Here is a 23,083-nt window from a genome sequence, read left to right on the forward strand (position 1 = left end):
ATCGCTACAAAATCTCAAATATCAAATAACCAAGTATCAAATGATGAAGCGGGCAACTTCGCGCATTGTTCCACACTTGGCAAAATCATTGTTGGGATAATGGGCGTTTTATGTGTTGGCTCAATTTTTATGGCTCAATTTTTGCTTGATTTCATAGGAAAATATGTTATCGGGGCTTACTAAATTGCGCGTAAAATGGCTATGCTTATGTTTGTTGTTATTCCAAAGTGCGGGTTCGTTAGAGATTTCTACGACCTTTGGCAAGCAGGACAATGAGGGGTTTTCTGTCCTCACGCTAAGAAATCAAACCCCCTTTGCGTGCCAAGAAATCTTTGATGCGGCAGGGACTGATATTTCCATAGAATGCAAGATTGATAGCGTGCCTGATAGAGGATTTTCAGGGCTTGAAAACGATTTTTTCAAAGTTACTTACAAAATGATAGAGAAGCAGTTTTATCTCTATATATACCCCAAATATCGTCAAAAACTTTTTTCTATCCCCAAAAACCCCAAGCAAGGCTTTGTGATTGATAAATATCCTGCTATGGTTGCAGATGTGTGGCAAATCGTGGGCTTCAAAGAGCAAATACCGTTTTTAAGCCCACAAGCCGAGCAAAGAAATGGGCTAGATTTCCCCGTGCGCATCGAGGGAGAAGCGATGCCTATGATGCCCGAGCTAAATTCTGATAATCGTCCGCTAGTTGCCACAAAAAACCGCGATTTTGAGGCGTATTCTGATGTGATTAAACTTATGGAGCGCAAAGCATACATAACCGCTATCAATGACATAAACTACGCACTAAAAGAAAATCCAGATTCTGTGTTTCGCAGAGATTTGACTTATTTGCGAATCATTGCGATGATAAATTTGGATTTAGAGGAGCAAGAGCCTATCATCAATGCCGCGCAGGATTGGCTAAGAGCATTTTCTGCTGACCCTGATGTCCCAGAGATTCTCTACATACTTGCAAACTCATACAACAAAGAAAATATCCCCTCTGAAGCAGAGCATTATTATAAACGCATTAGCGATGAGTATCCGCAGTCGCGCTTTTCTCCGCTTGCCAAAATGCAGCTAGCCATTATGCAGCGCACAAGCTCTTCGCCAATATATGTTCGTATGAATTTTCAAGGTGCTTACACAGAGGCAAAAGATTTGCCAAGTGCTAGCGAGGTGGCACTGCAGTGGGCTCTTTTTGAGCTAGAGCAAAGCCCACAAAATCCCACCTCACTTGATAGAGGAAGAGACTTGATAAGCAAAGTTTTGCAAGTCTATCCAGCGTTTTTCCTCGATGAGAAATCCCCCACGCTAGACATTATAGAGGATTTGCTAGATAATAAACTATATGATTTGGCTGCAAGGCTTACGCTATATTTGCACGATAATTCTGAAGACGCTCAAAAAGAGCAATACGGCTTTGATTTGGGCGAATACTACGAGCTGGCAGGGGGCCCACAAAGCAAATCAAGCATTTTTGCAAGATTATCCAAAATCTCAATTTGCCAAAGAAGTCCAAGAAAGAGATGATGCGATATTATTTAGCGTCAAAGGCGATGATGATGACAAGCTAAAGCACTATGCTTACCTAATGGAAAAATACCCAAACGGAGAGGAAGCGAGTAAAGCACGCGATTTGAGTGCGGAGATTTTGCTAAAAAGGAGCGAATTTCACAAAGTGCTTGAGCTGTATGGAAACGCATCTAGCCCGCACAAGCAAAAAGCCCTAATGGAAATCATAAAACTTGCCTTAGAGAAAAAAGACTGCAAAGAAGCAAATACTTATTTGATTCGTGCTAGTGTGTTTGATTTGTCCCCAGCGCAAAAAATGCAGAGCTTTGATTGTCTAGTTTCTAGTGGGCTTATGAGTGTGGCAAAGTCTATCTCTGGCGGAATGGTAGAATCTAGCTCCCTGCCAAAAGAGCGACTAGAGTGGCTACGCAGAATCACCAAAAATCTCTACACGCTAGGCGAGTTTAAGCCCGCTGTAATGGCTGCAAGAGATGGCTTTAGCCTAGCTCAAAGCCTAAAGACACATTATGATATTGCATTTAGCCTTTTTGACGCGCTTGTGGCACTAGACTCGCGTGATGAAGCAAAAAAAGTCGCGCCATTTTTGCGAGAGCATTTTGGCAAGCAAGAAAAAATCCTGCCCGTGTATGCCAAGCTCCTAGAATACGCGCTTGAGAGCAAAGACCAAACTCAAATCCAAGTCTATGCAAATAATATCATTGAGCTACAAAACGCGCTAAAAATCGAGGAATACACGCCTTATGCGGAGTTTGCACTTGCTACTTCGCTAAAAGAAACAAGCAAAGCCACCCAAGCCCTAAATCTGCTTCAAAAGCTAGAATCTAAAAGGCTAGATAATCCCGACAAACAAAGGCTTTTCTACCAAATCGCAAGCATTTACAACACGCAAGGCAAGGATTCTAAAGCACTAGAATACTTCAACAAATGCGCAAGTGTAAATCTCGCTACCCAATGGCAAAGCCTCTGCAAAGAAGCCATTAGCTTTATAAACTCCCAAAAGAAAAGTGCGCAAGATTCTAGCTTCGGGCTAGCCCAAAGCGAAAATCCATAAGCAAAATCTAGGCAAAATCATTGAAATAATGCTTTAGATTTTGCTTATATTTGTTTAAGATTGTGTTTTAAAGTCGATTCTATGGGTTGCAAGACAAAATCTTTGCTTAGATTTTTTAAGAAGTTTTTGTCTTAATCCAAACAAAAAGGATACAAAATGAAAACTCTAAAAACAATGACAGCAAGCACACTTCTTGCTTCTTGTGTCGCTACCTCTATGGTGGGTGTAGCAAGTGCTAGAAGTTCTGGCGTAGAATTATTTGGGCATTTGGGTGTGGCGTATAACCACGCACTTGGCGACAATAGAAAAGGAACTGATGGCAAAGATGTCGGCTTTATGGGTGCGACAGGACATTTTGGGGCAGACTTTGGCTCTGAAGAGTTTGGCGCAGGACTTGGTGTCTGGGCTGGCTCGCAAGTATTTAGCCTATCTAAAGATGCTGGGAAAAGCAAATACGGAAGCGAGTATTATGATGTTTCTGATTTGTATTTCCGCTATACAGGGGCGTTTGACTTATATGTCGGGCGATTTAGCTCTAGTTTCCTAAAAAGTGATTGGATTGACTTATACACTCAAGGTGTAGGGCTAAGCATAGACTTTGGCAAAGATTCCAATTTTTGGGCATCTTGGGCAAATGATTCTGCCAATTTTGGTGTATTGCCAAATAGAATCGGTTCTGAGCTTATGGCTTATTCTCGCTTCCCATCAAGCTTTGATAACTTCAACATTGGCAAAAAAGACTTTGTAGGTGCGGGCGCAAATATCGGGCTAGGGATTTTCCATATAGACCCATTTGCACACTACTACATAAACAACTACTACAACAACCAAGACACTATCCAAGCAGGTGCGAGACTAGCCATAATCGCAGGCGATAAATCCACCATAGAGTCTACAACTTCTGTGCGCGGAATGTATCAATACAATAAGCAAAACTCCTATCTAGTGTGGGCTGAAGAAGAGCTATTTTTTGCTAAATACTTCAAGCTAGGCGGCGGATACTATATGGTAGGCAAAGATGCTAGCATATATTCAAACTCTGACCATACAAGATTTTATGGACGCTACACCACACCAAGCACAGCAAGCTACTTCGCTGCTGGTGCTAGCTCTTGGTATGGTTTCGCTGGCGTAGAGCACGAAAGAGTAAAATTTGATGTGCTTTATGCAGGTGGAGACTACAAAGAATTCTCTGCTGTGGTAAGTGTGCGCGTGCTTGACTTGAAGCTAGGCATTATGCGTGAGGGATTTGGAATTGATGTGGGTGCAGGATATGTAAGCAATGGCTTTGATTCCACACGCCAAAGACACAACGCAATCGCATTTGCAAAACTTGTGTTCTAGTTTTTGTATAGCGATAAAATCCGAAAACTAGCCACACAACGCTACCCCGCATAGCAAAATCCGTTGCTATGCGGGGTTTTTTATTTTTCTGCATTGCTTTTCGCGCTTTTTCTACATAGAATTTTCCTCTACGAAATTTTACCAACAAAGATTTTTACAAAATTTTCTACCCCGCAAACTTTTCACTTCCACTCCCTCTCCACACAAAAAACTTCTCTCATATAAAATCCACTTAAGATTTTCTTTTTGCTTAGGTTTTTTAAATTGTTAGGTAAAATAAGCAAAAAAGCAAAAGGATAAAAATTGTGCTTTCAAATCATTGCCATCACTGATAGAAAACTCTGCAAAAGCCAAAGCACAAACACAAAAAACACTGCAAAAGACATTGATAAATTTTTAGCTAGGCTAGAATTGCTCGCAAAAAGTGGGGTAGATAGCGTAATCTTGCGCGAAAAAGACTTACGCGAAAGTGAGTATCTAGCCTTAGCAAAAGAAGCGATAAGGATTTTTGAAAGCGCAAACAAAGCAAATAAAACAAACAGCGCAGACACAAATAAGGCAAACGCAAATAACTCTAGCAATGAGTGCAAACTTATATTGCATAATTTTATAGAGGTAGCTTACAAGCTAGAATATCCGTTTTTCCACGCACCTTTTTGCGTGCTAGAGGATTTGGTAAGTAATAAGATTTCCACCCAAAAAATAAGCGAAAATGGCGTGCTTGGTGTATCTATACATAGCTTGGAGGAGCTAGCAGTGGCATTAGATTTTGGGGTGGATTATGTCATAGCGGGAAATGTATTTGAAAGTGCTTGCAAAGAGGGGGTGCAGGGCAGGGGAGTGGAGTTTTTGCGCGAAATATTAGCTAGGCTAGGGCAGCATAAAAATGATTTGACAAAAGATTTTGCTAAAAATCTGCCAATCTATGCAGTGGGCGGGATTTGCAAAGAAAATCTTGCAATGCTATGCAAAGACATAAAAAATGCCCTGCCAAATAGCCGCACACAAGCTAGCAATAACGCAAAGACAAGTGTGCAAGAAGTAAAAACAATGGAAGCAAAAAAAATAGCGAGGGCAAAAATAGCGGGCGTATGTATGCGCTCCGCCCTTATGGAGTGTGAGAATCCAAAAGCATATATTGCACAATGCAAAGAAATTATCACAAAAGAGATTTATAAGGATTTTTGAGCGATTTTGGCGCAGGTTTTCAAAGTTTTAGTATAAAGCATATCAAAGTGATTTTACAAATGATTTGATAGGATAAAATCTTTAGGGAAATTTGGATATAATGATTTCCTAAAAAACTACCAAAAATGCAAAAAGGATAAAAATGCAAAAGGGACACAAATGTGGGAAGAACTAAATAATGGGTTAGAAGTGCTAGAGGGCGACCCTGTGAAAAAGTGGTGTGAGATAATGCTAAATGCCTCTCCCACGCTTGCAACAAAAGAGCTAGAAAAACTGCTTGAAATGCTTGCCACTTATGAGCTAGCTTATGAGGAGAGCGGTGGGGATTTGCGTAAATTTGTCCATAGCAACAAAGAATCCATAGAAGCAAAAAAGCGTGATATAGCACTGCACTCAAGTGCCAAAATCCTAAGCGAAAACGAATAATCTAAAAAGCAAAATAAAGGGAATCAAGTCTATGAAAAAACTTTTTTGCACGATATGCTTTGCTTTGGTGTTTTTTGAGATGCTTCATAGCGCACAGCCTGTGTGGGACTATGAGGAAAATCTCGTGCTAAAAAAAGATGAAATCTACAAAAAAAGTTTCCAAATCGCAGGACTTCAAAAAGAGCTAAAATTTTATTGGACATTGTATAAAAACTACGGACTTGTGATAAATCTAAACTATGACAAATTCCCCTATCAGTTTATCCTCTACACAGACTATGCACGCAAAAGTTTCAAACTCCCTATATCTAGGGCAGGGGATATACGCGATATAGAAGTGTTTTTGAGTTTTGTAAAATACGATTATGAAAGCAAAGAAGCGAGCCTGTGGCTAGGCGTGCTATATCCCCAAAAAATAAAAAGTGGCAGTTAGGGGCGGACAAAATATGGGGCAAGATATGAAACAAGATAGCGCAGAGATTTTGGAGTGTGTGCGTAGGCGGTGTGATGAGTGGATAGCTAGCCTAAAAAGTCCAAACATTGATAAAATCTACTCTAGCATAAAATCTGGCAAAATGCTACGAAGCAAACTGATTTTGGCTATTTTGGAATCATCAAAAGTGGATTTTGCTAAAGACTTTAGAGGGGATTCCAAAGTAAGTTTTAAAGATGATTCCAAAGAGGATTCTAAAAAAACAAATTCCAAAAAAGTAAATTCTAAGGCGGATTCTACTCAAGGCTTATCTAAAGATTCTAGCATTTTAGATTGTGCTATTAGTCTTTGTGCTATCATTGAGCTAATACAATGCGCCTCTTTGCTGCACGATGATGTCATAGATGAAGCGCACACACGCAGGGGTGTGCCAAGTGTAAATGCTTCATTTGGCGATAAAAATGCCATTATGCTAGGTGATGTGCTGTATTCACGAGCTTATTTTTATCTAGCTGATTTTCCACAAGCCATTGCCAAAAGTGTCTCAAACGCCGTGTGCGCTCTCTCTAGAGGGGAAATTGATGATGTGCTTTACTCGCGTGATTTTCAGCCAAGCCTAGAAGTGTATTACAAGATTTTGGAGGATAAAACCGCCTCCCTTATCGCCTCTAGCGCAGAATCTAGCGCGATTTTGGCAGGGCTTGATTCTGCTAAATACTATGAATATGGCAAAAATCTAGGGCTAGCTTTTCAAATTGTTGATGATGTGCTAGACATTACCCAAGATGAAGCGACTTTGGGCAAGCCAAATATGAATGATTTGCGCGAGGGAAAAAGCACTTTGCCATACATTTTGCTATACTGCGAGCTAGATTCTCACAAAAAAGAGGAGTTTTTGGCTCATTTTTATGCCCGAGATAGCGTGGCGATAGAGTGGTTTAGAAATGCTTTTTGTGAGCAAAACACCATACAAAAGTGCCAAAATATCGCAAAAGATTTTATCACAAAAGCCCTAAATGCGATACAAGATGAGCGCAATGCCACGCTAGAGCAAATCGCAACTTCAATGATAGAGAGGAGTTTTTAATGCAAGTGCAATACCTAGCCCTAAGTTTTTCGCACAAAAACACGCCAATAGAGTTACGCGAAAAACTAGCTTTCCCTGCCAATGACTTTGCAAGCGATTTTGCGCAAAACAATGCAAACGAACCATTTCAAAAAAACTCCTACAAAAAAGGTTCAATACAAGATTTTCTTTTGTCCCTAAAAGCAAAAGTCCAAAGCTTAAAAGAAATCCTTCTCCTTAGCACTTGCAATCGTGTAGAATTCTACATAATCACACACAGCCCGCAAGAGTGCATCACTGCCGTGCTTGATAGCTTTGCCACTTCTAGAAAAATCCCACTAAAAGAGCTAGAAAAACACTGCAAAATCGCTCAAAATGCAGAAGCCCTGCACCACCTTTTTAGCGTGGTTAGCGGGCTAGATAGTGTAGTCATAGGAGAGACACAAATCGTAGGACAAATAAAAAGCGCGTATAAGCTATGCTATGACTTGGGTGTGTGCGGACAAGAAATCACTCGCTTAGCACACTTTGCTTTTCGCTGTGGTGGGAGGGTGAGAAGCCAAACTCAAATCGGCAAAACCTCTCTATCTGTGGCTTCTGTGGCAGTAAAGAGAGCATTGGGATTTATAAGAGAAAATGACAAAGATACAACACCAAAAAAATTAAAAAATCCACAAATAAGTGCACTTATCATCGGCGCAGGGGAAATGGGCAGGCTTGTGGTTAGGCATTTGCTTGATTGTCCTATATCTATTGCCTTTACCAATCGCACACAAGAGAATGCAAGCAATTTTGTGTGCGAATTGCAAGAAGAGGGCAAAGACATTAGCAATATCACGGTTTTGGACTATACAAGCATAGAATCCACGCTAGATGATTTTACACTTGTGTTTTGTGCTACGGGGGCTAGCAAAGCTATCATAAAAGAAGCAAAATCTAGGGATTTCAAACGAGCGTGGTTTGATTTATCTGTGCCTAGAAATATCGAAGTGGCGAGCATTCCAAAAGGCTTGCATATCTTTTGTGTAGATGATTTAAAACGCACCATAGATGAAAATCTAGTCGGCAAAAAAATCCAAGCCCATCAAGCCTATGCTATCATTGGCAACGCGGTGGGTGAGTATTTTTCGTGGGTGCAGAGCTTTGATGTGTTGCCACTTATAAAGACTATGCGAGAAAATGCCAAAGAAGCAAGTCTGCAAGAATTGCAAAGAGCTATCAAAAAAGGCTATCTCCCAAAAGAGCTACAAGAAGAAGTAAAAATCATACTACACAACGCATTTAATGTGTTTTTGCACAATCCTACGCTAATGCTAAAAGAGCTAGCAAATAATGAAGAGGGCGATAGCATCATTGAAGCAACAAAGAGAGTGTTTGAGGAATTGCCACAGGACAAAAAGCAAGCAAGGGAAAGTGAAAAAGCAAAAAATCAAACTAGAAAAGAGATAGAATCAAGGGCAAAAAGGTTTTTTAAAGTAGATTCTACACAAGAATCAAAAGAATCACAAAATACAAACCAAAGCAAAAGAGCGGATTTTGTCAATCGCTACAAATGCGAATATGACACAACTTCTATGCCCTAATTCGTTGTGCCATATATTTCATAAAAGCACAAAAAAACTTAACTAAGATTTTTAAGAGGACAAAAACAAAAAGGACAGAAATGCTTTTTTCAAAAACGCTACTACCCACTTCAAAAGAATCCCCAAAAGATGCAATCCTAAAAAGTCATCAATACCTCGTGCGAGCAGGCTATATCCACCAGCTAGGGAGCGGAATCTATAATTTTCTCCCGCTAGGCAATATCGTGCTAAAAAAGATAGAATCTATCGTGCGAAAAAGGCTACAACAAGCAGGAGCGCAAGAAGTTTTGCTAAGTTTTGTAACGCCAAAAGAACTATGGGATAGAAGCGGACGAAGCGAGCAATATGGCAAAGAGCTATTGCGATTTAGCGATAGAAAAAACGCACCATTTTTGCTCGCTCCCACGCACGAGGAGAGTATCACAGAGCTAGCTAGGACATACATAAAGTCTTACAAATCCTTACCGCTAAATCTCTATCAAATCCAGCTGAAATTTCGCGATGAGCTACGACCGCGCTTTGGGCTACTCCGCACACGAGAATTCATAATGAAAGATGGATATAGCTTTCACTCAAACGATGTGGATTTGGATAGGGAATTTATCCTTATGCACAAGACATATAGCGAGATTTTTAGCGATTTGGGGCTAGATTTTCGCTGTGTGGAGGCAGATAGTGGCGCGATAGGTGGGAGTGGTAGCAAGGAATTTATGGTATTGGCAGATAGTGGGGAGGATACACTTGTGGTGTGCAAATCTTGCCAATACGCAGCAAACCTAGAAGTAGCAAAAAGGGCAAAAAGACTGCCACCGCGTAATGAAAAGGGCGAGGAAATCTTGCCACCAAAAGCAGATTTTGCTAAATTCTCTACTCCAAATGTGAAAAGCATTAGTGATTTGTGTGCGTTTTTTCATATTGAGCCTTTTTGGAGTATCAAAGCAGTTGTAAAAAAATACACCAAAAAATCAAGCCAAGAAAGCCAAGCAAATAAAGAAAATAAAGAAAATAAAGAAAATGTAGCAAAAAAAGAGAATACAAAAGAGACAAAATCAAAAAATTCCAAACTAGAATCTGCAAATAATGATAGTGCAGAATCTAGCAAAAATTCTAGAGAGGATTTTGCTGTATTTTTCTTGCGTGGCGATGACGAGCTAGAAGAGACAAAGGCACTAAACGCGCTAAATGCAAATGGCTTTGAAGCACTAGAGCTACTTGAAGCAAGTCAAAGTGAGCTAGAAAATTTAGGGCTTATCGCAGGTAGCATTGGTGCTTATAGCTTGAGGACGATTGTCGGGGAAAAAGCGATTATTTTTGATGAGGATTTGCGCGGGGCAAGCGAGATGATATGTGGCGCAAATGAGCGTGAAAAGCACTTCGTGGGCGTGGATTTGGATTTGTTTGAAAATCTTTGCTTTGCGGATTTGGCAGTGGTAAGGCAGGGGGATATTTGCGCTTGCTGTGGGGCGGAGCTAGCGCACAAAAAAGGCATTGAAATCGGGCATATTTTCAAACTTGGGACAAAGTATTCTGCTCCATTGCAGGCGAAATTTTTAGATGAAAATGGCAAAGAAAAGCCTTTCATAATGGGCTGCTATGGCATAGGAATTAGCAGAATTCTAAGTGCGATATTGGAGCAAAAAGCCGATGATAAGGGCTGTGTATGGAGTGCTAGCACCGCTCCTTTTAAGGTTGTAATCATCATTGCAAATGCCAAAGACAAAGCCCAATATGACTTTGGATACGCGCTATATGAGAGCTTAAAGCAAGTGGGTGTAGAAGTCGCGCTAGATGATAGGGATTTGCGATTTGGTGCGAAAATGGCAGATTTTGAGCTTATGGGTGTGGCAAATTTTGCTGCACTTATTGGCAAAGGATTAGAATCAAACCGCGTAGAAATCATTAAACGAGATGGTTTGCAAAAAAGTGAGATAGATTCTGCCAAAGCATTAGAGCAGATTCTAAAAATGATAAAATAAATATTTTTGCTAGAAAATCTAATAAAGCAGAATTCAAAAACTATAAAATCTCTGCTAGCTTTGCTAAAAAGTGTCTTAAAAAAACAACTAAAAGGAAGTGTAAATGCCGACACTAGCACTATTTTTTCTCATAGGCTACATTGCTTTTGAGCTACTTAGCTTTAGTATTTGGGTTAGTTATTTTGGGTTTTTTAGCCTTTTTTGTGAAATTGTTTTTAGCGGGATTGCTGGGCTTTGGCTTTGGAATTCCCGCACTCGCTCCCTTAGCTCCTCGCTAAATGAGATTATACATTTTGTGTATGAGGGGCGGATTTTGGATTTGCTAAAAAGTAATATGTTGTTTTTTTTGGGAGCGATTTTGCTTATAGCACCGGGGTTACTAAGCGATAGTGTGGGGATTATCTGCGTTGTGGCTAGCTTTGTATCCCAGCCAAAACCTAGTGATTTTGTGCGCGACTATCGTGCGCGAGAGGATTTTCACTTCAATGAAAAACCTAGCGATGAGGACATTATCGAGGTGGAAATCATTGAGGAATCTAGCAAGCAAAATAAGGCGATACAAAAGGATAAAAATGACTAGCAAAAAATTCATAATCGGCACTCGTGGTAGCGCACTCGCACTATGGCAAGCCGAGCATATCAAATCGCGACTAAAAGCCGAGCTAGGAGTAGAATCTACCTTAAAAATAGTAAAAACCAAAGGCGATAAAATCCTAGATGTTCCCCTTGCCAAAATCGGTGGCAAAGGGCTTTTTACCAAAGAGCTAGAAGAGCTGTTGCTAAGTGGGGAGATTGACTTAGCAGTGCATTCGCTAAAAGATGTGCCTGTGGAGCTACCAAGTGGGCTAACTCTAGCTAGCATAACCAAGCGCGAAGATGTGCGAGACTGCTTGCTAAGCTATAAGTATGAAAGCTTAGATTCTCTTCCACAAGGCGCAAAAGTAGGCACAACCTCGCTAAGACGCACGATGCAAATACTTGCCAAACGCCCTGATTTGGAAGCACTATCCCTTAGGGGCAATGTCCAAACAAGGCTAAAAAAGCTAGAATCTGGCGAATTTCACGCCATAATGCTAGCAGCTGCTGGGCTAAAAAGACTAGGTATAACAAATGAGCAAATCCCGCATATTACGGCTTTTGAAGTAGATGAGATGATACCTGCTATGGGGCAAGCAGCACTTGGCATAGAGTGCAGAAATGATGAAAAGATAACCTCGCTGCTAGAAAAACTAAGCGACAAAGAAGCGATGATATGTGCTAGCGCGGAGAGGGAGTTTATCCGCGCTCTAGATGGCGGGTGTCAAGTCCCTATTGGCGTTCACTGCAAGATAGTGAGTGATTCTCACAAAGTAGATTTACTCAAGATAAATGCAATAGTGGGGATACCAAGCGGAGAAAAAATACTAAGAGAATCTCTAGAAATATCTATCAAAGAGATTCCACAAAAATGCTCGCAAAAATCTTTGCTAGAGCTACAAAAAACAGCAAATGATATGGCAAAAAATCTAGCAGACAAAATGATAGCACAAGGTGCGAAAGAGATTTTACAAGAAGCCCTTAGCTTTTGGGGGTGATATTGTTTTGTTGCCTTGAAGCAATGAAGTAGTTTAGGCACAAATTAGCAAACGAAGTTTTTTCATAAAACAAAGGTAGTGAATTTTTTGAAAAAGTCTTTTGAATTTTGTTTTAATAAACGAGGTAGCGCATAGCCCTTTTGCAGAAAATATCTCTATTTTTTGCATATTTGATAGAATCTTTTTGCTAAAAACCCGTATCAATTCCGCTAGAATCTAGGCTTTTACTCATTATTTCTTGAGATTTTTTTATCGCTTCTAGTCGCTGGGCTTGAGTGATTTCATTATTTTGATTTTGCGCTTGATTTGGTGGGGTGATTGTGGGTTTGGGCTGTGGGCTTGGCTGCTTTGTAGATTTGCTTTGTGGGCGAACTCCCGCTGGCATTTTGACAAAGACATCTTCATAGTTTTTGCCACCTTTTCTAAACCTCACATACACATCGCCATTTTGGGTGTTAAACAAATATGTATCCACGCCATCGCTAAACATTTGCCAATCAGCAAGTGCTGGCGATATACCTAGCAACACAACTGCAAAAACCCCACAAAAAATCTTGCAAAAAAACTTGTGATAAAACCGATAAAAGTGCTTCATAAATCCCCTTTATTTGTGTTGTCCTAAACATTTTGGCTTCTTTAGCTTTGCCTAAAATCTTTGCGCCTAGCCAAAATAAAGCAAAATAAGCAAAATTCTAGCATAAAAAATATTGTAAAATTTGCCAAAATCTTAAAAAAAGGTAAAAAATGCCACCCCAAAATATAGCAATCACAAAAACAACCCAAAAAACACCAAAGCAAAAAATATCACATAGTGATAAGTCCAGCAATAGCGATGAATCCGTATTTTTCTCAAGCAAGCAAAGCGCGGTTTTTAGGGATTGTGAGATTGATTTTGTGCTGACTTCTAGGCTTTGTGGGGTAAGCACTCCTCCATATCATAGTCTAAATCTAGCCTATCATACACGCGATAATCCCACAAATGTAGCCCATAATCGCGCTAAGATTCTCTCTACTTATTTTCCGCAAAAAACGCTTATCTTTTGCAATCAAATCCACTCAAGTATGATTCTAGCGTGTGATAAAACGGATTATGACAAAGCCACCGATTCAGCGCAAAACTTGCAAAATCAACACAATCTGCAAGAATGCAATTTAGGGCAGGGCGATGGGATTTTTTGCACACATAAAAACCTAGTCGCGCTTATTTTGGTGGCTGATTGCAATCCTGTGTTGATTTTTGATTGCGTAAATGGTGCGTTTGTCGCACTTCACGCGGGTAGGGCAGGAGTATGTGCTCATATCCTTACAAACGGCATAAACACACTGCTTGCAAATGGCGCAAAGACGCAAAATCTGCGTGTATTTATCGGGGCGTCTATACGAAAATGTTGCTATGAGGTGGGGGAGGATTTGGCAATCCAAATACAAAAAGATTTTGGCAAAAAATACATAGAAAAAAGAAGTGGGAAATATTTTTTGGATTTGATTTTGATGCTGCTAGATGAGTGCGATAGGGCTGGGATTTTTCGTGAGAATATCGAGGTTTTGGAAGTGTGTAGCTGCTGTGAGGATAGGCTTTTTTCATATCGCAGAGCATATAAAGAAAGCAGAGGGCAAAAAGCGCAAATCCGTAGCCAAAAGACAAGTGAAAGTTGTGAGAAAACTCTCATACAAACGGGTAGATTTGGGCTTTTTGTAAGCCTAAGATAATTGCTTCCTTGCACGGGGTTTCACAAAAGCAAAACGCGCTATTTTGCCTAAAATCTGCATAAAAATTGCTTATTTTGTATATAATAGCGAGGTTTTATTAGTGCTAGATTTTTAGCTAGCACAAGTGAAGTGTTGCGCGTTTTTTTGCGGTTTGATTAGCGCATTTTAGAGAGGTGTCCGAGTGGTTGAAGGAGCACGCCTGGAACGCGTGTAAAGTGCAAGCTTTCGAGGGTTCGAATCCCTTCCTCTCTGCCATATTTAAGCAACTTGCAAAATACATTAGACATACTTTGAGAAATAAAAGTCTAAAAACTTTTCTTAAAAAATCTTACAAGATTCCCAAAAAGTGTGCCCAAAAAGTGTGATAGTAGGGAATTTGCTTCTAGCATTAAGGAGTTTATCTATGTGTATAAATGGAGAAAATTTCACGCAAAAAAGCCTTAGCCTTATGGAATATTTAGAGCTAAAGGGACTAAACCCCGCGCTTATCGCCCTAGAGCTAAATGGCAAAATTGTCCCAAAAGATGAGTTTGAAAAAGTGATTTTTAAGCAGGGCGATAAGGTAGAAATCCTTAGCTTTGTAGGTGGTGGATAATCCCCAAATGCAGAGCAAATCTAACACAACACTAAAGCAACACAATGAAAAATATACTATTTAATGGCAAAAAGCACCAAACCAAAATCACAGATTCCCTAAGTTTTTTTACTAGCCAAAACTGCGATGAAAACGATGTGTGGATAGTAAATGGCTTTGCAAGCAAAGAAGCAAAAACGCTAGAAAATGGCGATGAGCTGTGGTGTATCCCAAAAGGGAAAATGCCTCCACAAGACGCATTAGAATCAATGATGAGCGCACGACACACACCAAAAGTGCACAACGCCCTAAAGCAAGCAAAAGTAGCAATATGCGGGCTTGGAGGGCTTGGCTCACATATTGCAATAATGCTAGCTAGAAGCGGGGTTGGGCATTTGGTGTTGATTGATTTTGACATTATCGAGCCTAGCAATCTAAACCGACAAGCCTACAACATAAGCGACTTAGGCAAGCTAAAAACTCAAGCTCTACGCTCTCACATAAAAGAGATAAACCCTTTTATCACTACGCAGATTTTCACTACCAAAATTGAGCCTAGCAATATCCCAACACTTTTTGAGGGCTGTGAAATCGTGTGTGAAGCGTTTGATAATCCTTTCGCCAAAGCTATGCTTGCCCAGAATTTTCACACACACTTTCCAGACTCCACGCTGATATGTGCTAGTGGGCTAGCAGGCTATGGGGACTCAAACGCGATACAAACACGCAAAATCAACGATAGATTTTATATTTGTGGGGATTTGCTTAGTGCAGCAGGCTATGGCAGAGGACTTATGAGCCCGCGTGTAAATATTTGTGCTGCTCATCAGGCAAACCTTGTGCTAGAGATTTTGTGTGCCCAAAATGGATTATGAAGCAAGGGATTATGAAGCGGGGATTGTGAGGAAAATCTACAAAAGCAAACTTATAAAGCGACAAAACTACTACGATAAAAGGTAAAAAAATGAGTAAAACAAGCGACAAAAAAAACAATACAACTTCCATAGATTCCACAAGGCAAACAGATTCTACAACCTCGCTAGATTCCACAAAACTAGATTCTATCAGGCAAGTAGATTTTGCAAAATCTAGCGATATTTTGCGTCTTGGCAAATATTCATTTAGCTCGCGCTTCATACTTGGCTCGGGCAAATACTCACTTCATCTTATAGATTCTGCTATCAAGCAAGCAAAAGCCCAAATCATCACCCTTGCTTTGCGCCGAACAAATCGTGGTGGGCTAGAAAATATCCTAGATTTTATCCCGCCAAATATCACACTACTGCCCAACACAAGCGGTGCTAGAAATGCCAAAGAGGCTTTGCGTATCGCCCTTTTGGCGCGCGAAATCTGCCAAAGCGATTTAGTCAAAGTCGAAGTCATAAGCGATAGCAAATATCTTTTGCCAGATAATTATGAAAGTGCCAAAGCTACTGAAATGCTAGCAAAAGAGGGCTTTACTCCACTTGTTTATATGTATCCAGAGCTGTATGCTGCGCGAGATATGGCAAACGCAGGAGCGTGCGCGATAATGCCACTTGGCGCACCTATCGGCACAAACAAAGGCTTACAAACAAAGGCGTTTATAGAGATTTTGCTTCGTGAGATAGATTTGCCAATCATTGTAGATGCAGGTATAGGCTCTCCAGCCCAAGCCTGCGAAGCTATGCAGATGGGCGTAAGCGCGATAATGGCAAACACAGCCATTGCTAATGCCAAAGACATAGCACAGATGGCACACGCTTTTAGGCTAGGTATAGAGGCGGGTAGGCTAGCTTATCTTGCGGGCTTAGCGCAAGAATCCGCTCCTACGCCCTCTTCGCCGATAGAAGACATTTCGCCTGCAAGCAAGCCTAGCCCACTTACAAGTTTTTTGCAAGATTGATTTTGTAAAATCATTTTTTAGGATTGCTTTTGTAGGGATAAATTTTAGTGATTTTGTATTTTTACACGCTTTTTTTTGCACACTATTTTAGACAAGATTTTAGATAAAGGATAAAAATGGTAAATCCTAGCAGTGTATGGGAATTTCAAAGCACAATGCAAGACATTGATTCTAATATTTTAGAGTGCGTGCTTGAGATAAGAGAATCCTACAACCCTGATGCTTATAGCTCAAAAGAAGTAAAATCCGCGCTTAGCAAGCACTACCTAGATATTGGCGATTTATGCGCCCTACTAAGTCCAGCAGCACAGCCTTTTTTAGAAGAAATCGCCACCCAAGCTCAAAAAAGAGTGAAATCCTACTTTGGCAACTCCATAAATGTCTTTACCCCGCTTTATCTTAGCAATCATTGTGCAAGTAAATGCGTGTATTGTGGATTTCAAAAGGGGAATAAAATCAAACGCGCAAAACTAGAATATGACGAAATCAAAGCCGAGCTAGAAATCATCGCCAAAAGTGGCTTGCAAGAAGTTTTGTTTCTATGTGGCGAGGGTAGAGAATACGCAAGCGTAGAATACATAGCCAAGTCCTGCGAGCTAGCAAAGCAGTATTTCAAAGTCATAGGCGTGGAGATTTACGCACTAAATGTTGATGAATATGAGCTGCTACACAAAAGTGGCTGTGATTTTGTAACGCTTTTTCAAGAAACTTATTGCCCCAAAAAATACGCTAGAATCCACATAGAGGGCGAAAAGAGGGCGTTTGCATATCGGTTTTATGCACAAGAGAGGGCGTTGCGAGCAGGAATGAGAGGTGTTGGATTTGGTGCATTGCTTGGCATAGATGATTTTCGCAAAGACGCGCTAAGCTGCGCTCTGCACGCGTATTTTTTGCAGCGCAAATACCCACACGCAGAAATCGCGCTATCAATTCCTCGCTTGCGCCCTATCATAAATAACCCCAAAATCCACCCAAAAGCCGTTACAGAATCTAGGCTTTTGCAAGTGCTATGCGCGTATCGCCTCTTTTTGCCTTATGCAAGTATTACGATTTCTAGCAGGGAGGGGGCGAGATTTCGCAACAATGTCATAAAACTAGGTGCAAACAAAATCTCTGCAGGAGTATCTGTGGCGATAGGAGAGCGAAGCGCGGAGGAGAAAAAATCCCGTGGCGATGACGCCGAAAAAAAGGGAGATGAGCAATTTAGCATAAGCGATAATCGTAGCGTGGAAGAGATTTTATCTATGCTAAAAATCGCTCATCTCCAACCTGTGATGAGCGATAGTGTCTTTGTAGGGTAGATTTGTGCAAGCCTTTTGTAGGGAATATTTATATGGCATATTTGTGAGGTAGATTTTATAAAAAATCTAAAAAAGCCAAAAATCCCTATCTCTTATAGACAGAAGACTGCCTTTGCTTGTTTGGACGAGGTTTTATGTTGTAAGTTGGCTTTGGATTGATATGCAAGTCTTCTTTTAGTATGCGATAGTTATCGCAAGCTTGTTGTAGTCCTGCATTGCACGAGTAGGTGTATAAGTCAAGTGCGTATTTTGTATCTTGGGTAACACCTAGCCCTTTTTGGTATAGCACGCCTAGATTGCTACACGACTTGACATCTCGCGCTTCACACGCTCTTTTAAAATACTTCGCTGCATAGGCATAGCTTAGAGGGACATCATCTACGCCATTTGCATACATCCACCCTAGATTGCTACACCCTACTATATCTCCTGCATTGCACGCGGCGTAGTTTAGGTCTGCTTGGCTTAGCTCGGATTTTTTCTTGCCATATATGTTTTTGGTATTGCTTAGTAAGCCTAGATTGTAACAACCTAGATTGCTTCCCCCCTCGCAAGCTAGTTTATAGTATTTTATCGCAGTGAAAAAGTCCTTTGCCATTCCATCGCCATTTGCATACATAAATCCTAGATTATTGCACGCTATAGCATCTCCTCCCTCACACGCACTCATATAGTATTGTGCGGCTAACTCTTTGTCATCTTTTGTCGCAGTTTTGTCATCATTATATAGCATTGCTAGATTGGTGCAAGAGGTAGGGTCGCCTGCAGAGCAACCGATTTCATAATATTTTTTGGCGCGGCGGATATTGGTATCTACGCCCTTTCCTGTGGCATACATAGTTCCTATGGCAAAGCACCCGCTAGGATTTCCACCCTTGCAAGACTTTTTGAAAGAATCATAGGCGTTTTGGTAGTCGCCACTTTTGGCAAATTCTATCCCCGCTTTTAGCTGTGCTGTGGGAATATCTGGCGAGGTAAGCCTATCAGCAGAGGGATATTCGTGCGGAAGTAGGTTTGATTGCTGTGGTTGCGCTCCATTTGTGCCATTATTTGCTTGGGTGGCATCTCCATTACCACCATTACCATTGCCATTACCATTTCCTTGCGCGGTAGGCGTATTGCCATTTAGTGCTGGGTTTTGCGAGGGTGGGGGGAGATTTTTATCATCATATTGTGAGCCCATTTGTGCTAGCTCATCTTCGCTCAAATCCCTATCAAGCCCATAAGTAAACCTGCCATTTTGGTTTGGCTCTTGTGCTTCATCTGCGTGGCTTATGCCCATAGATAGCACGCCTATAATCCCTAGCAAAGCTACCGCTAATAAAATCCTTTTTGTCTCTTTGACTTCTCTCATACTGCGCTCCATTTGTGCATTTTGTGGCATTTGCCTGCTTGTTTGATTTCTAAGGATTCTAGCAAAAGCCGTTCCTTTGCTAAGTCCTAGTAATGTTTGCGCCACAAACAAAAACCTTATATACTTGATTTTGCTATACTTCACATTTGAAATTTTTGCCACATACTAGGTATTTTTTATTTGAGTTGATTTTACTTTAGATTTTAGCACCAAAGGATTTGCAATGCCGCACGACACACTCACCAAAAGAAGCGATTTACACAAAAAATTTTGCATAGCTGATATGGATTGCGCCCTTAGTAGTCATAAACTTAGCAAAGATGATTATAGTGAGATTTTAAGGATTTTGGGGCGTGAGCCAAACCTTGTAGAGCTAGGGATTTTTAGTGCTATGTGGAGCGAGCATTGTAGCTATAAATCTAGCAAAATCTATCTAAACGGATTCCCCACAAGCGCGGAGTATGTGATACAAGGACCGGGCGAAAACGCAGGTGTAATCGACATAGGTGGAGGTATGGCAGCGGTATTTAAGGTAGAATCACACAATCACCCAAGTTTCATCGAGCCAACTGCAGGAGCTGCCACAGGAGTAGGTGGGATAATGCGTGATATATTTACGATGGGAGCGCGACCTGTGGCAAGCCTAGATTCTATCCGCTTTGGCGAAGTGTGTAGAGAGGACACCATAGGCAAAAAGCACAAATATTTGCTCTCTGGCGTTGTAGAGGGAATCGGCGGATATGGGAATTGTATGGGAGTGCCAACTATCGGGGGGGAGAGCACATTTGAGCCTTGCTACAATGGCAATATTTTGGTAAATGCTTTTTGTCTAGGGCTAGCAAAAAAAGAAGAGATTTTTTATGCAAAAGCAGAGGGCGTGGGCAATCCCGTAATCTATGTAGGAAGCAAGACAGGGCGTGATGGGCTAGGTGGGGCAGTGATGAGTAGCGATAGCTTTAGCGAGGATTCTACCTCTTTGCGTCCTACTGTGCAGGTGGGCGACCCATTTACAGAAAAGCTATTGCTTGAGGCGTGTTTGGAGTTATTCAAACGCGATTTAATCGTAGGAATCCAAGATATGGGCGCAGCAGGACTTACAAGCTCTAGCTTTGAAATGGCAGGGCGAAGTGGTAGCGGTATGCGACTAGAGCTGGAGAAAGTGCCTATGCGAGAATCTCAAATGAATGCTTATGAGCTAATGCTAAGTGAGAGTCAAGAAAGGATGCTAATCTGTGCCAAAAAAGGCAAAGAGAGCGAGATAAAAGAAATATTTGAGAAATGGGAGCTTGATTGCGCGATTATCGGTGAGGTAACAGATAGTGGGATTATGGAGCTACTTTGGGAGGGAGAGTGCGTGGGGAAAATCCCTATTGCACCTCTAAGTGAAGCCTCCCCCGTGCTAAAGAGGGAAGTGCAAAAGCCAAATTATCTAGACAAAATCAACAAGCTAGATTCTAACTTCATAAAAAACCTAAATGGCAAATCAAACAACGAGCTTTTTAGGGAGCTTTTGGGGCATATAGATATTTGTGATAAAAAATGGATATATAGCCAATATGATAGCACCGTGCAGACAAATACGATAGTGCCAAGTGGCAAGCTAGATGGCAGTGTGGTGCGCGTAAAAGAAAATGGCAACGCACTAGCAATGAGTATTTATTGTGCGCCACAAATATGCTATCTAAACCCACGCGAGGGTGGCAAAATCGCCGTAGCCACAGCAGGACGAAAGCTAGCCACAAGGGGTGCAAAACCACTTGCGATAAGTGATTGCCTAAACTTTGGTAACCCTCAAAATCCTGAAGTAATGTGGCAGTTTAGCGAAGTGTGTGAGGGGATAAAGCAGGCGTGCAAGGAGCTAAAAACGCCTGTGGTAAGTGGCAATGTATCGCTTTATAACCAAACCGATGAAATAGACATATATCCTACGCCCACTATCGTTAGCGTGGGTATAAGTGCTACGGGCACAAATGAACGCAGTGGTGCAGACTACATAATCGATTCTGCGTTAAAAGAAAATGGAAATGTGATTTTGCTACTTGGCAATATCTGTGATATAAGCGGATTTAGCGGGAGTGTAGCACAAAAAATAATAGGTGGGGACTTGTGCGGGGAGGTGCGTATAGATTTGGATAGAGAGAGGGCATTGTGGGAGTTTCTCCACAAAGGCATAGCAAGCGGGCAAATCCTAAGCGCAAAGGCAATCGGCAAAGGTGGGCTAGCTATCGCACTTGCAAAAATGGCAATACTTGGAGGCAAGGGCGTAGATGCAAGGGGGTTTGGCAAAGTGCTAAAATCTATGGAATCTAAAAATCCTAGTAAGGATTTTGGTTGGGGTTTTAGCAAGGATTTCAGTAATGATTTTGAGGCAGAATCCAGCAAATGGCTTTTTGCCCAAACTCAAAGTTGCGCTCTAGTGGAGTGCGCTCCTAGTCAAGTCGCGGCATTGCAAAAAAGCGCGGATTTGCTAAATATACCGCTTTATGAGGTGGGGAAAGTTTGTGGCGGGGTAGTTTGTGAGGAGGCAAGCAAATCAAACTTGCGCATTTGCATAGCCGACATAGATATAGATTTAGGCAAAGCAAGCAAAATCTATTTTGAAAGTTTTGAAAAATACATACACTGAAGTAGTTGCGCAAAAATCTTACGCAAAAAATAATCTAAAAAATAATTTAAGCTAATGAATTTTGTATATATTGCGTAGAGGGGGTTTGTAAAAGGTTTTTGCCAAAAAATGTTTTATAGAGATAGTTTTTGTTGAAAACAGCTTTAAGGTATTTTTTGCAAAATTCTTGGGTTTTTGTTTTTAGCACACGATTTAGTTAGCCTCTAATTCTATCGCTTCAAAACCTCACTCTCCCAAAAAATATTTTCTCTCTTTATCCTCATCAAACTCATTTTCTAAAACCCACATATCTCTTTCTCTCCTTGCTTCGCACTCCTTTTTGTCTGTGCTGATGAAATCTAAGCAATCATAATACACTTTTTCTATTGCTTGCACTCGCTTATCGCGCAAAAAATATTTTTCTTTTTGAGCTATATAAAAATCCAAGCAAGAGGTTTTGTCATTATGTATGCGAGATTTTTTGTAGGTCAATATCCGCTTCGCTCTAGCTGGGTCTTGCGTGGCTACTATGGATTCTAGCGTGGCGTAAAAATCCTCGTTGTATTCGTAATTTTTTCCATTGATTTTAGGGCAGATACCTAGCTTTATTTCATATATTGGCTTAGAATCTTTGATAAAAAATATCGCCACGCCATTATCTAACCCAATCATATCTTTGTTATTTTCTAAAAGCATTGTTTTTTGTGTTGGAATTTTTTTGGGTATTTTTGCGTTTTTTAGTGCTTCGTTGTATTGTCCATAGCGGATTTTGTGATAGTATAGATTTTTTTCTTTTTTATCCGTGCAAAAAGAATAAATATTGTTTAACATTTCAGCGTTTTTTTGCGAGTTCATAAAGTAGCACACTTCCATATCTAGCTTTTTATCCTCCACATCTTGCAAGAGCGCGTAAAATGGCGACTTTGAAAGATAGATAAAGTGATAAGATAAAATCACAGCTATTAAAGCAATGGTGAAGCAAACAAGCACACAAAAAGTTAATCGTTTTTGTTTATTTTGCATTATTTTTTCCTTTGATTTTTATGCACTAATCAAGCGAGAAAATACATTCTCCTTGTATATTTTCGTAGTATTTATTGATAAAATCCATATCCTTTTTTCTTTTTATTTCACATTCGCTTTTGCTTTCCCACCAAAAATCCAAGCATTCGTAATATGCTTTTTCAATCATTTGTCTTTGGCTTTGAGGAGAGCAATATTTCACACTTTCGGATTCATAAGAATCCACACAAGACATACTCTCAATATGATATATATCATAATAAGATGAGTTTGATTTTTTGTAAGTCAGTATCCGCTTCGCTCTAGCTGGGTCTTGCGTGGCTACTATGGATTCTAGCGTGGCGTAAAAATCCTCGTTGTATTCGTAATTTTTTCCATTGATTTTAGGGCAGATACCTAGCTTTATTTCATATATTGGCTTAGAATCTTTAGTAAAAAATATCGCCACACCGCTATAAA

At 40.6% G+C, this 23,083-nt stretch carries 21 protein-coding genes and 1 tRNA gene; 18 read left to right on the plus strand and 4 right to left on the minus strand.

All coding sequences use genetic code 11. The features are described 5' to 3' along the window. The first annotated feature begins 211 nt into the window (after nt 1-211). From HMPREF2086_RS04750 to hemC, 11 genes are all read left to right on the plus strand, one after another. A complete protein-coding gene (locus HMPREF2086_RS04750) occupies nt 212-1,528 on the plus strand; it encodes a tetratricopeptide repeat protein (RefSeq protein ID WP_148374471.1) in 1,317 nt (438 codons plus the stop codon). Further along, nucleotides 1,476-2,582 (plus strand): hypothetical protein, encoded by a 1,107-nt coding sequence (locus HMPREF2086_RS04755; protein WP_023927627.1) that lies wholly within the window; start codon nt 1,476-1,478, stop codon nt 2,580-2,582. The genes HMPREF2086_RS04750 and HMPREF2086_RS04755 overlap by 53 nt, the downstream gene beginning before the upstream one ends. Before the next feature lie 156 nt (nt 2,583-2,738). Then, nucleotides 2,739-3,926, plus strand: a complete 1,188-nt coding sequence (locus HMPREF2086_RS04760) for a hypothetical protein (protein WP_023927628.1) — start codon at nt 2,739-2,741, stop codon at nt 3,924-3,926. Between the two features lie 303 nt (nt 3,927-4,229). Further along, complete coding sequence (locus tag HMPREF2086_RS04765) at nt 4,230-5,114, plus strand: thiamine phosphate synthase (RefSeq protein ID WP_023927629.1); 885 nt, start codon at nt 4,230-4,232, stop codon at nt 5,112-5,114. 159 nt (nt 5,115-5,273) lie between these two features. Then, complete coding sequence (locus HMPREF2086_RS04770) at nt 5,274-5,540, plus strand: DUF2018 family protein (protein ID WP_023927630.1); 267 nt, start codon at nt 5,274-5,276, stop codon at nt 5,538-5,540. A 31-nt stretch (nt 5,541-5,571) separates the two neighbouring features. Continuing rightward, nucleotides 5,572-5,973, plus strand: a complete 402-nt coding sequence (locus HMPREF2086_RS04775) for a hypothetical protein (protein ID WP_023927631.1) — start codon at nt 5,572-5,574, stop codon at nt 5,971-5,973. A gap of 25 nt (nt 5,974-5,998) precedes the next feature. Further along, on the plus strand, nt 5,999-7,060 hold the full coding sequence (locus HMPREF2086_RS04780; protein WP_034561077.1) for a polyprenyl synthetase family protein: 1,062 nt from the start codon (nt 5,999-6,001) through the stop codon (nt 7,058-7,060). Next, entirely contained in the window at nt 7,060-8,622 is a 1,563-nt protein-coding gene (gene hemA, locus HMPREF2086_RS04785) for a glutamyl-tRNA reductase (RefSeq protein WP_023927633.1), read from the plus strand. Before HMPREF2086_RS04780 ends, hemA begins: the two co-directional genes overlap by 1 nt. 80 nt (nt 8,623-8,702) lie before the next feature. After that, the gene (locus HMPREF2086_RS04790) at nt 8,703-10,598 is read left to right on the plus strand and encodes a proline--tRNA ligase (protein WP_023927634.1); all 1,896 of its coding nucleotides are present in this window, start codon (nt 8,703-8,705) and stop codon (nt 10,596-10,598) included. 103 nt (nt 10,599-10,701) lie between these two features. Beyond that, entirely contained in the window at nt 10,702-11,178 is a 477-nt protein-coding gene (locus HMPREF2086_RS04795) for an FxsA family protein (RefSeq protein WP_023927636.1), read from the plus strand. Next, complete coding sequence (gene hemC, locus HMPREF2086_RS04800) at nt 11,171-12,172, plus strand: hydroxymethylbilane synthase (RefSeq protein WP_023927637.1); 1,002 nt, start codon at nt 11,171-11,173, stop codon at nt 12,170-12,172. The genes HMPREF2086_RS04795 and hemC overlap by 8 nt, the downstream gene beginning before the upstream one ends. Before the next feature lie 187 nt (nt 12,173-12,359). On the opposite strand, the gene HMPREF2086_RS10765 is transcribed toward hemC, so the two are convergent. After that, a complete protein-coding gene (locus HMPREF2086_RS10765) occupies nt 12,360-12,767 on the minus strand; it encodes a hypothetical protein (RefSeq protein ID WP_023927638.1) in 408 nt (135 codons plus the stop codon). Nucleotides 12,768-12,916: 149 nt separating this feature from the next. Here HMPREF2086_RS10765 and HMPREF2086_RS10770 point away from each other — a divergent pair, with 149 nt between their 5' ends. The 6 genes from HMPREF2086_RS10770 (at nt 12,917) to thiH (ending at nt 17,642) form a co-directional block, all read left to right on the plus strand. Further along, nucleotides 12,917-13,882, plus strand: coding sequence for a purine nucleoside phosphorylase YfiH/LACC1 family protein (locus HMPREF2086_RS10770; RefSeq protein ID WP_023927639.1), 966 nt, complete (start codon nt 12,917-12,919; stop codon nt 13,880-13,882). A 167-nt stretch (nt 13,883-14,049) separates the two neighbouring features. After that, nucleotides 14,050-14,137: transfer RNA gene (locus HMPREF2086_RS04815), tRNA-Ser, on the plus strand. 148 nt (nt 14,138-14,285) lie between these two features. Then, nucleotides 14,286-14,477 (plus strand): sulfur carrier protein ThiS, encoded by a 192-nt coding sequence (gene thiS / locus HMPREF2086_RS04820; protein WP_023927641.1) that lies wholly within the window; start codon nt 14,286-14,288, stop codon nt 14,475-14,477. Nucleotides 14,478-14,521: 44 nt separating this feature from the next. After that, a complete protein-coding gene (gene thiF, locus HMPREF2086_RS04825; RefSeq protein WP_023927642.1) occupies nt 14,522-15,331 on the plus strand; it encodes a thiamine biosynthesis protein ThiF in 810 nt (269 codons plus the stop codon). 89 nt (nt 15,332-15,420) lie between these two features. Next, the gene (locus tag HMPREF2086_RS04830; RefSeq protein ID WP_023927643.1) at nt 15,421-16,341 is read left to right on the plus strand and encodes a thiazole synthase; all 921 of its coding nucleotides are present in this window, start codon (nt 15,421-15,423) and stop codon (nt 16,339-16,341) included. A 116-nt stretch (nt 16,342-16,457) separates the two neighbouring features. Next, a complete protein-coding gene (gene thiH / locus HMPREF2086_RS04835) occupies nt 16,458-17,642 on the plus strand; it encodes a 2-iminoacetate synthase ThiH (RefSeq protein ID WP_023927644.1) in 1,185 nt (394 codons plus the stop codon). 85 nt (nt 17,643-17,727) lie between these two features. On the opposite strand, the gene HMPREF2086_RS12360 is transcribed toward thiH, so the two are convergent. After that, entirely contained in the window at nt 17,728-18,825 is a 1,098-nt protein-coding gene (locus HMPREF2086_RS12360; RefSeq protein ID WP_148374499.1) for a tetratricopeptide repeat protein, read from the minus strand. Between the two features lie 394 nt (nt 18,826-19,219). Here HMPREF2086_RS12360 and purL point away from each other — a divergent pair, with 394 nt between their 5' ends. Next, nucleotides 19,220-21,622: a phosphoribosylformylglycinamidine synthase subunit PurL gene (purL, locus tag HMPREF2086_RS04845; RefSeq protein ID WP_023927646.1), complete on the plus strand. Its 2,403-nt coding sequence runs from the start codon at nt 19,220-19,222 to the stop codon at nt 21,620-21,622. A 225-nt stretch (nt 21,623-21,847) separates the two neighbouring features. On the opposite strand, the gene HMPREF2086_RS04850 is transcribed toward purL, so the two are convergent. Beyond that, nucleotides 21,848-22,624 (minus strand): hypothetical protein, encoded by a 777-nt coding sequence (locus HMPREF2086_RS04850; protein WP_023927647.1) that lies wholly within the window; start codon nt 22,622-22,624, stop codon nt 21,848-21,850. Between the two features lie 25 nt (nt 22,625-22,649). Further along, entirely contained in the window at nt 22,650-23,072 is a 423-nt protein-coding gene (locus tag HMPREF2086_RS04855) for a hypothetical protein (protein ID WP_023927648.1), read from the minus strand. Between the last annotated feature and the right edge of the window lie 11 nt (nt 23,073-23,083).

The organism is Helicobacter macacae MIT 99-5501 (assembly GCF_000507845.1).
GTDB lineage: Bacteria > Campylobacterota > Campylobacteria > Campylobacterales > Helicobacteraceae > Helicobacter_B > Helicobacter_B macacae.

Coding starts and splice junctions, on each gene's coding strand:
- HMPREF2086_RS04760 (WP_023927628.1), top strand. CDS start 2,739: ATGAAAACTCTAAAAACAATGACAGCAAGCACACTTCTTGCTTCTTGT.
- HMPREF2086_RS04770 (WP_023927630.1), top strand. CDS start 5,274: ATGTGGGAAGAACTAAATAATGGGTTAGAAGTGCTAGAGGGCGACCCT.
- HMPREF2086_RS04775 (WP_023927631.1), top strand. CDS start 5,572: ATGAAAAAACTTTTTTGCACGATATGCTTTGCTTTGGTGTTTTTTGAG.
- HMPREF2086_RS04780 (WP_034561077.1), top strand. CDS start 5,999: ATGAAACAAGATAGCGCAGAGATTTTGGAGTGTGTGCGTAGGCGGTGT.
- hemA (WP_023927633.1), top strand. CDS start 7,060: ATGCAAGTGCAATACCTAGCCCTAAGTTTTTCGCACAAAAACACGCCA.
- HMPREF2086_RS04790 (WP_023927634.1), top strand. CDS start 8,703: ATGCTTTTTTCAAAAACGCTACTACCCACTTCAAAAGAATCCCCAAAA.
- HMPREF2086_RS04795 (WP_023927636.1), top strand. CDS start 10,702: ATGCCGACACTAGCACTATTTTTTCTCATAGGCTACATTGCTTTTGAG.
- hemC (WP_023927637.1), top strand. CDS start 11,171: ATGACTAGCAAAAAATTCATAATCGGCACTCGTGGTAGCGCACTCGCA.
- HMPREF2086_RS10765 (WP_023927638.1), bottom strand. CDS start 12,767: ATGAAGCACTTTTATCGGTTTTATCACAAGTTTTTTTGCAAGATTTTT.
- HMPREF2086_RS10770 (WP_023927639.1), top strand. CDS start 12,917: ATGCCACCCCAAAATATAGCAATCACAAAAACAACCCAAAAAACACCA.
- thiS (WP_023927641.1), top strand. CDS start 14,286: ATGTGTATAAATGGAGAAAATTTCACGCAAAAAAGCCTTAGCCTTATG.
- thiF (WP_023927642.1), top strand. CDS start 14,522: ATGAAAAATATACTATTTAATGGCAAAAAGCACCAAACCAAAATCACA.
- HMPREF2086_RS04830 (WP_023927643.1), top strand. CDS start 15,421: ATGAGTAAAACAAGCGACAAAAAAAACAATACAACTTCCATAGATTCC.
- thiH (WP_023927644.1), top strand. CDS start 16,458: ATGGTAAATCCTAGCAGTGTATGGGAATTTCAAAGCACAATGCAAGAC.
- HMPREF2086_RS12360 (WP_148374499.1), bottom strand. CDS start 18,825: ATGGGCTCACAATATGATGATAAAAATCTCCCCCCACCCTCGCAAAAC.
- purL (WP_023927646.1), top strand. CDS start 19,220: ATGCCGCACGACACACTCACCAAAAGAAGCGATTTACACAAAAAATTT.
- HMPREF2086_RS04850 (WP_023927647.1), bottom strand. CDS start 22,624: ATGCAAAATAAACAAAAACGATTAACTTTTTGTGTGCTTGTTTGCTTC.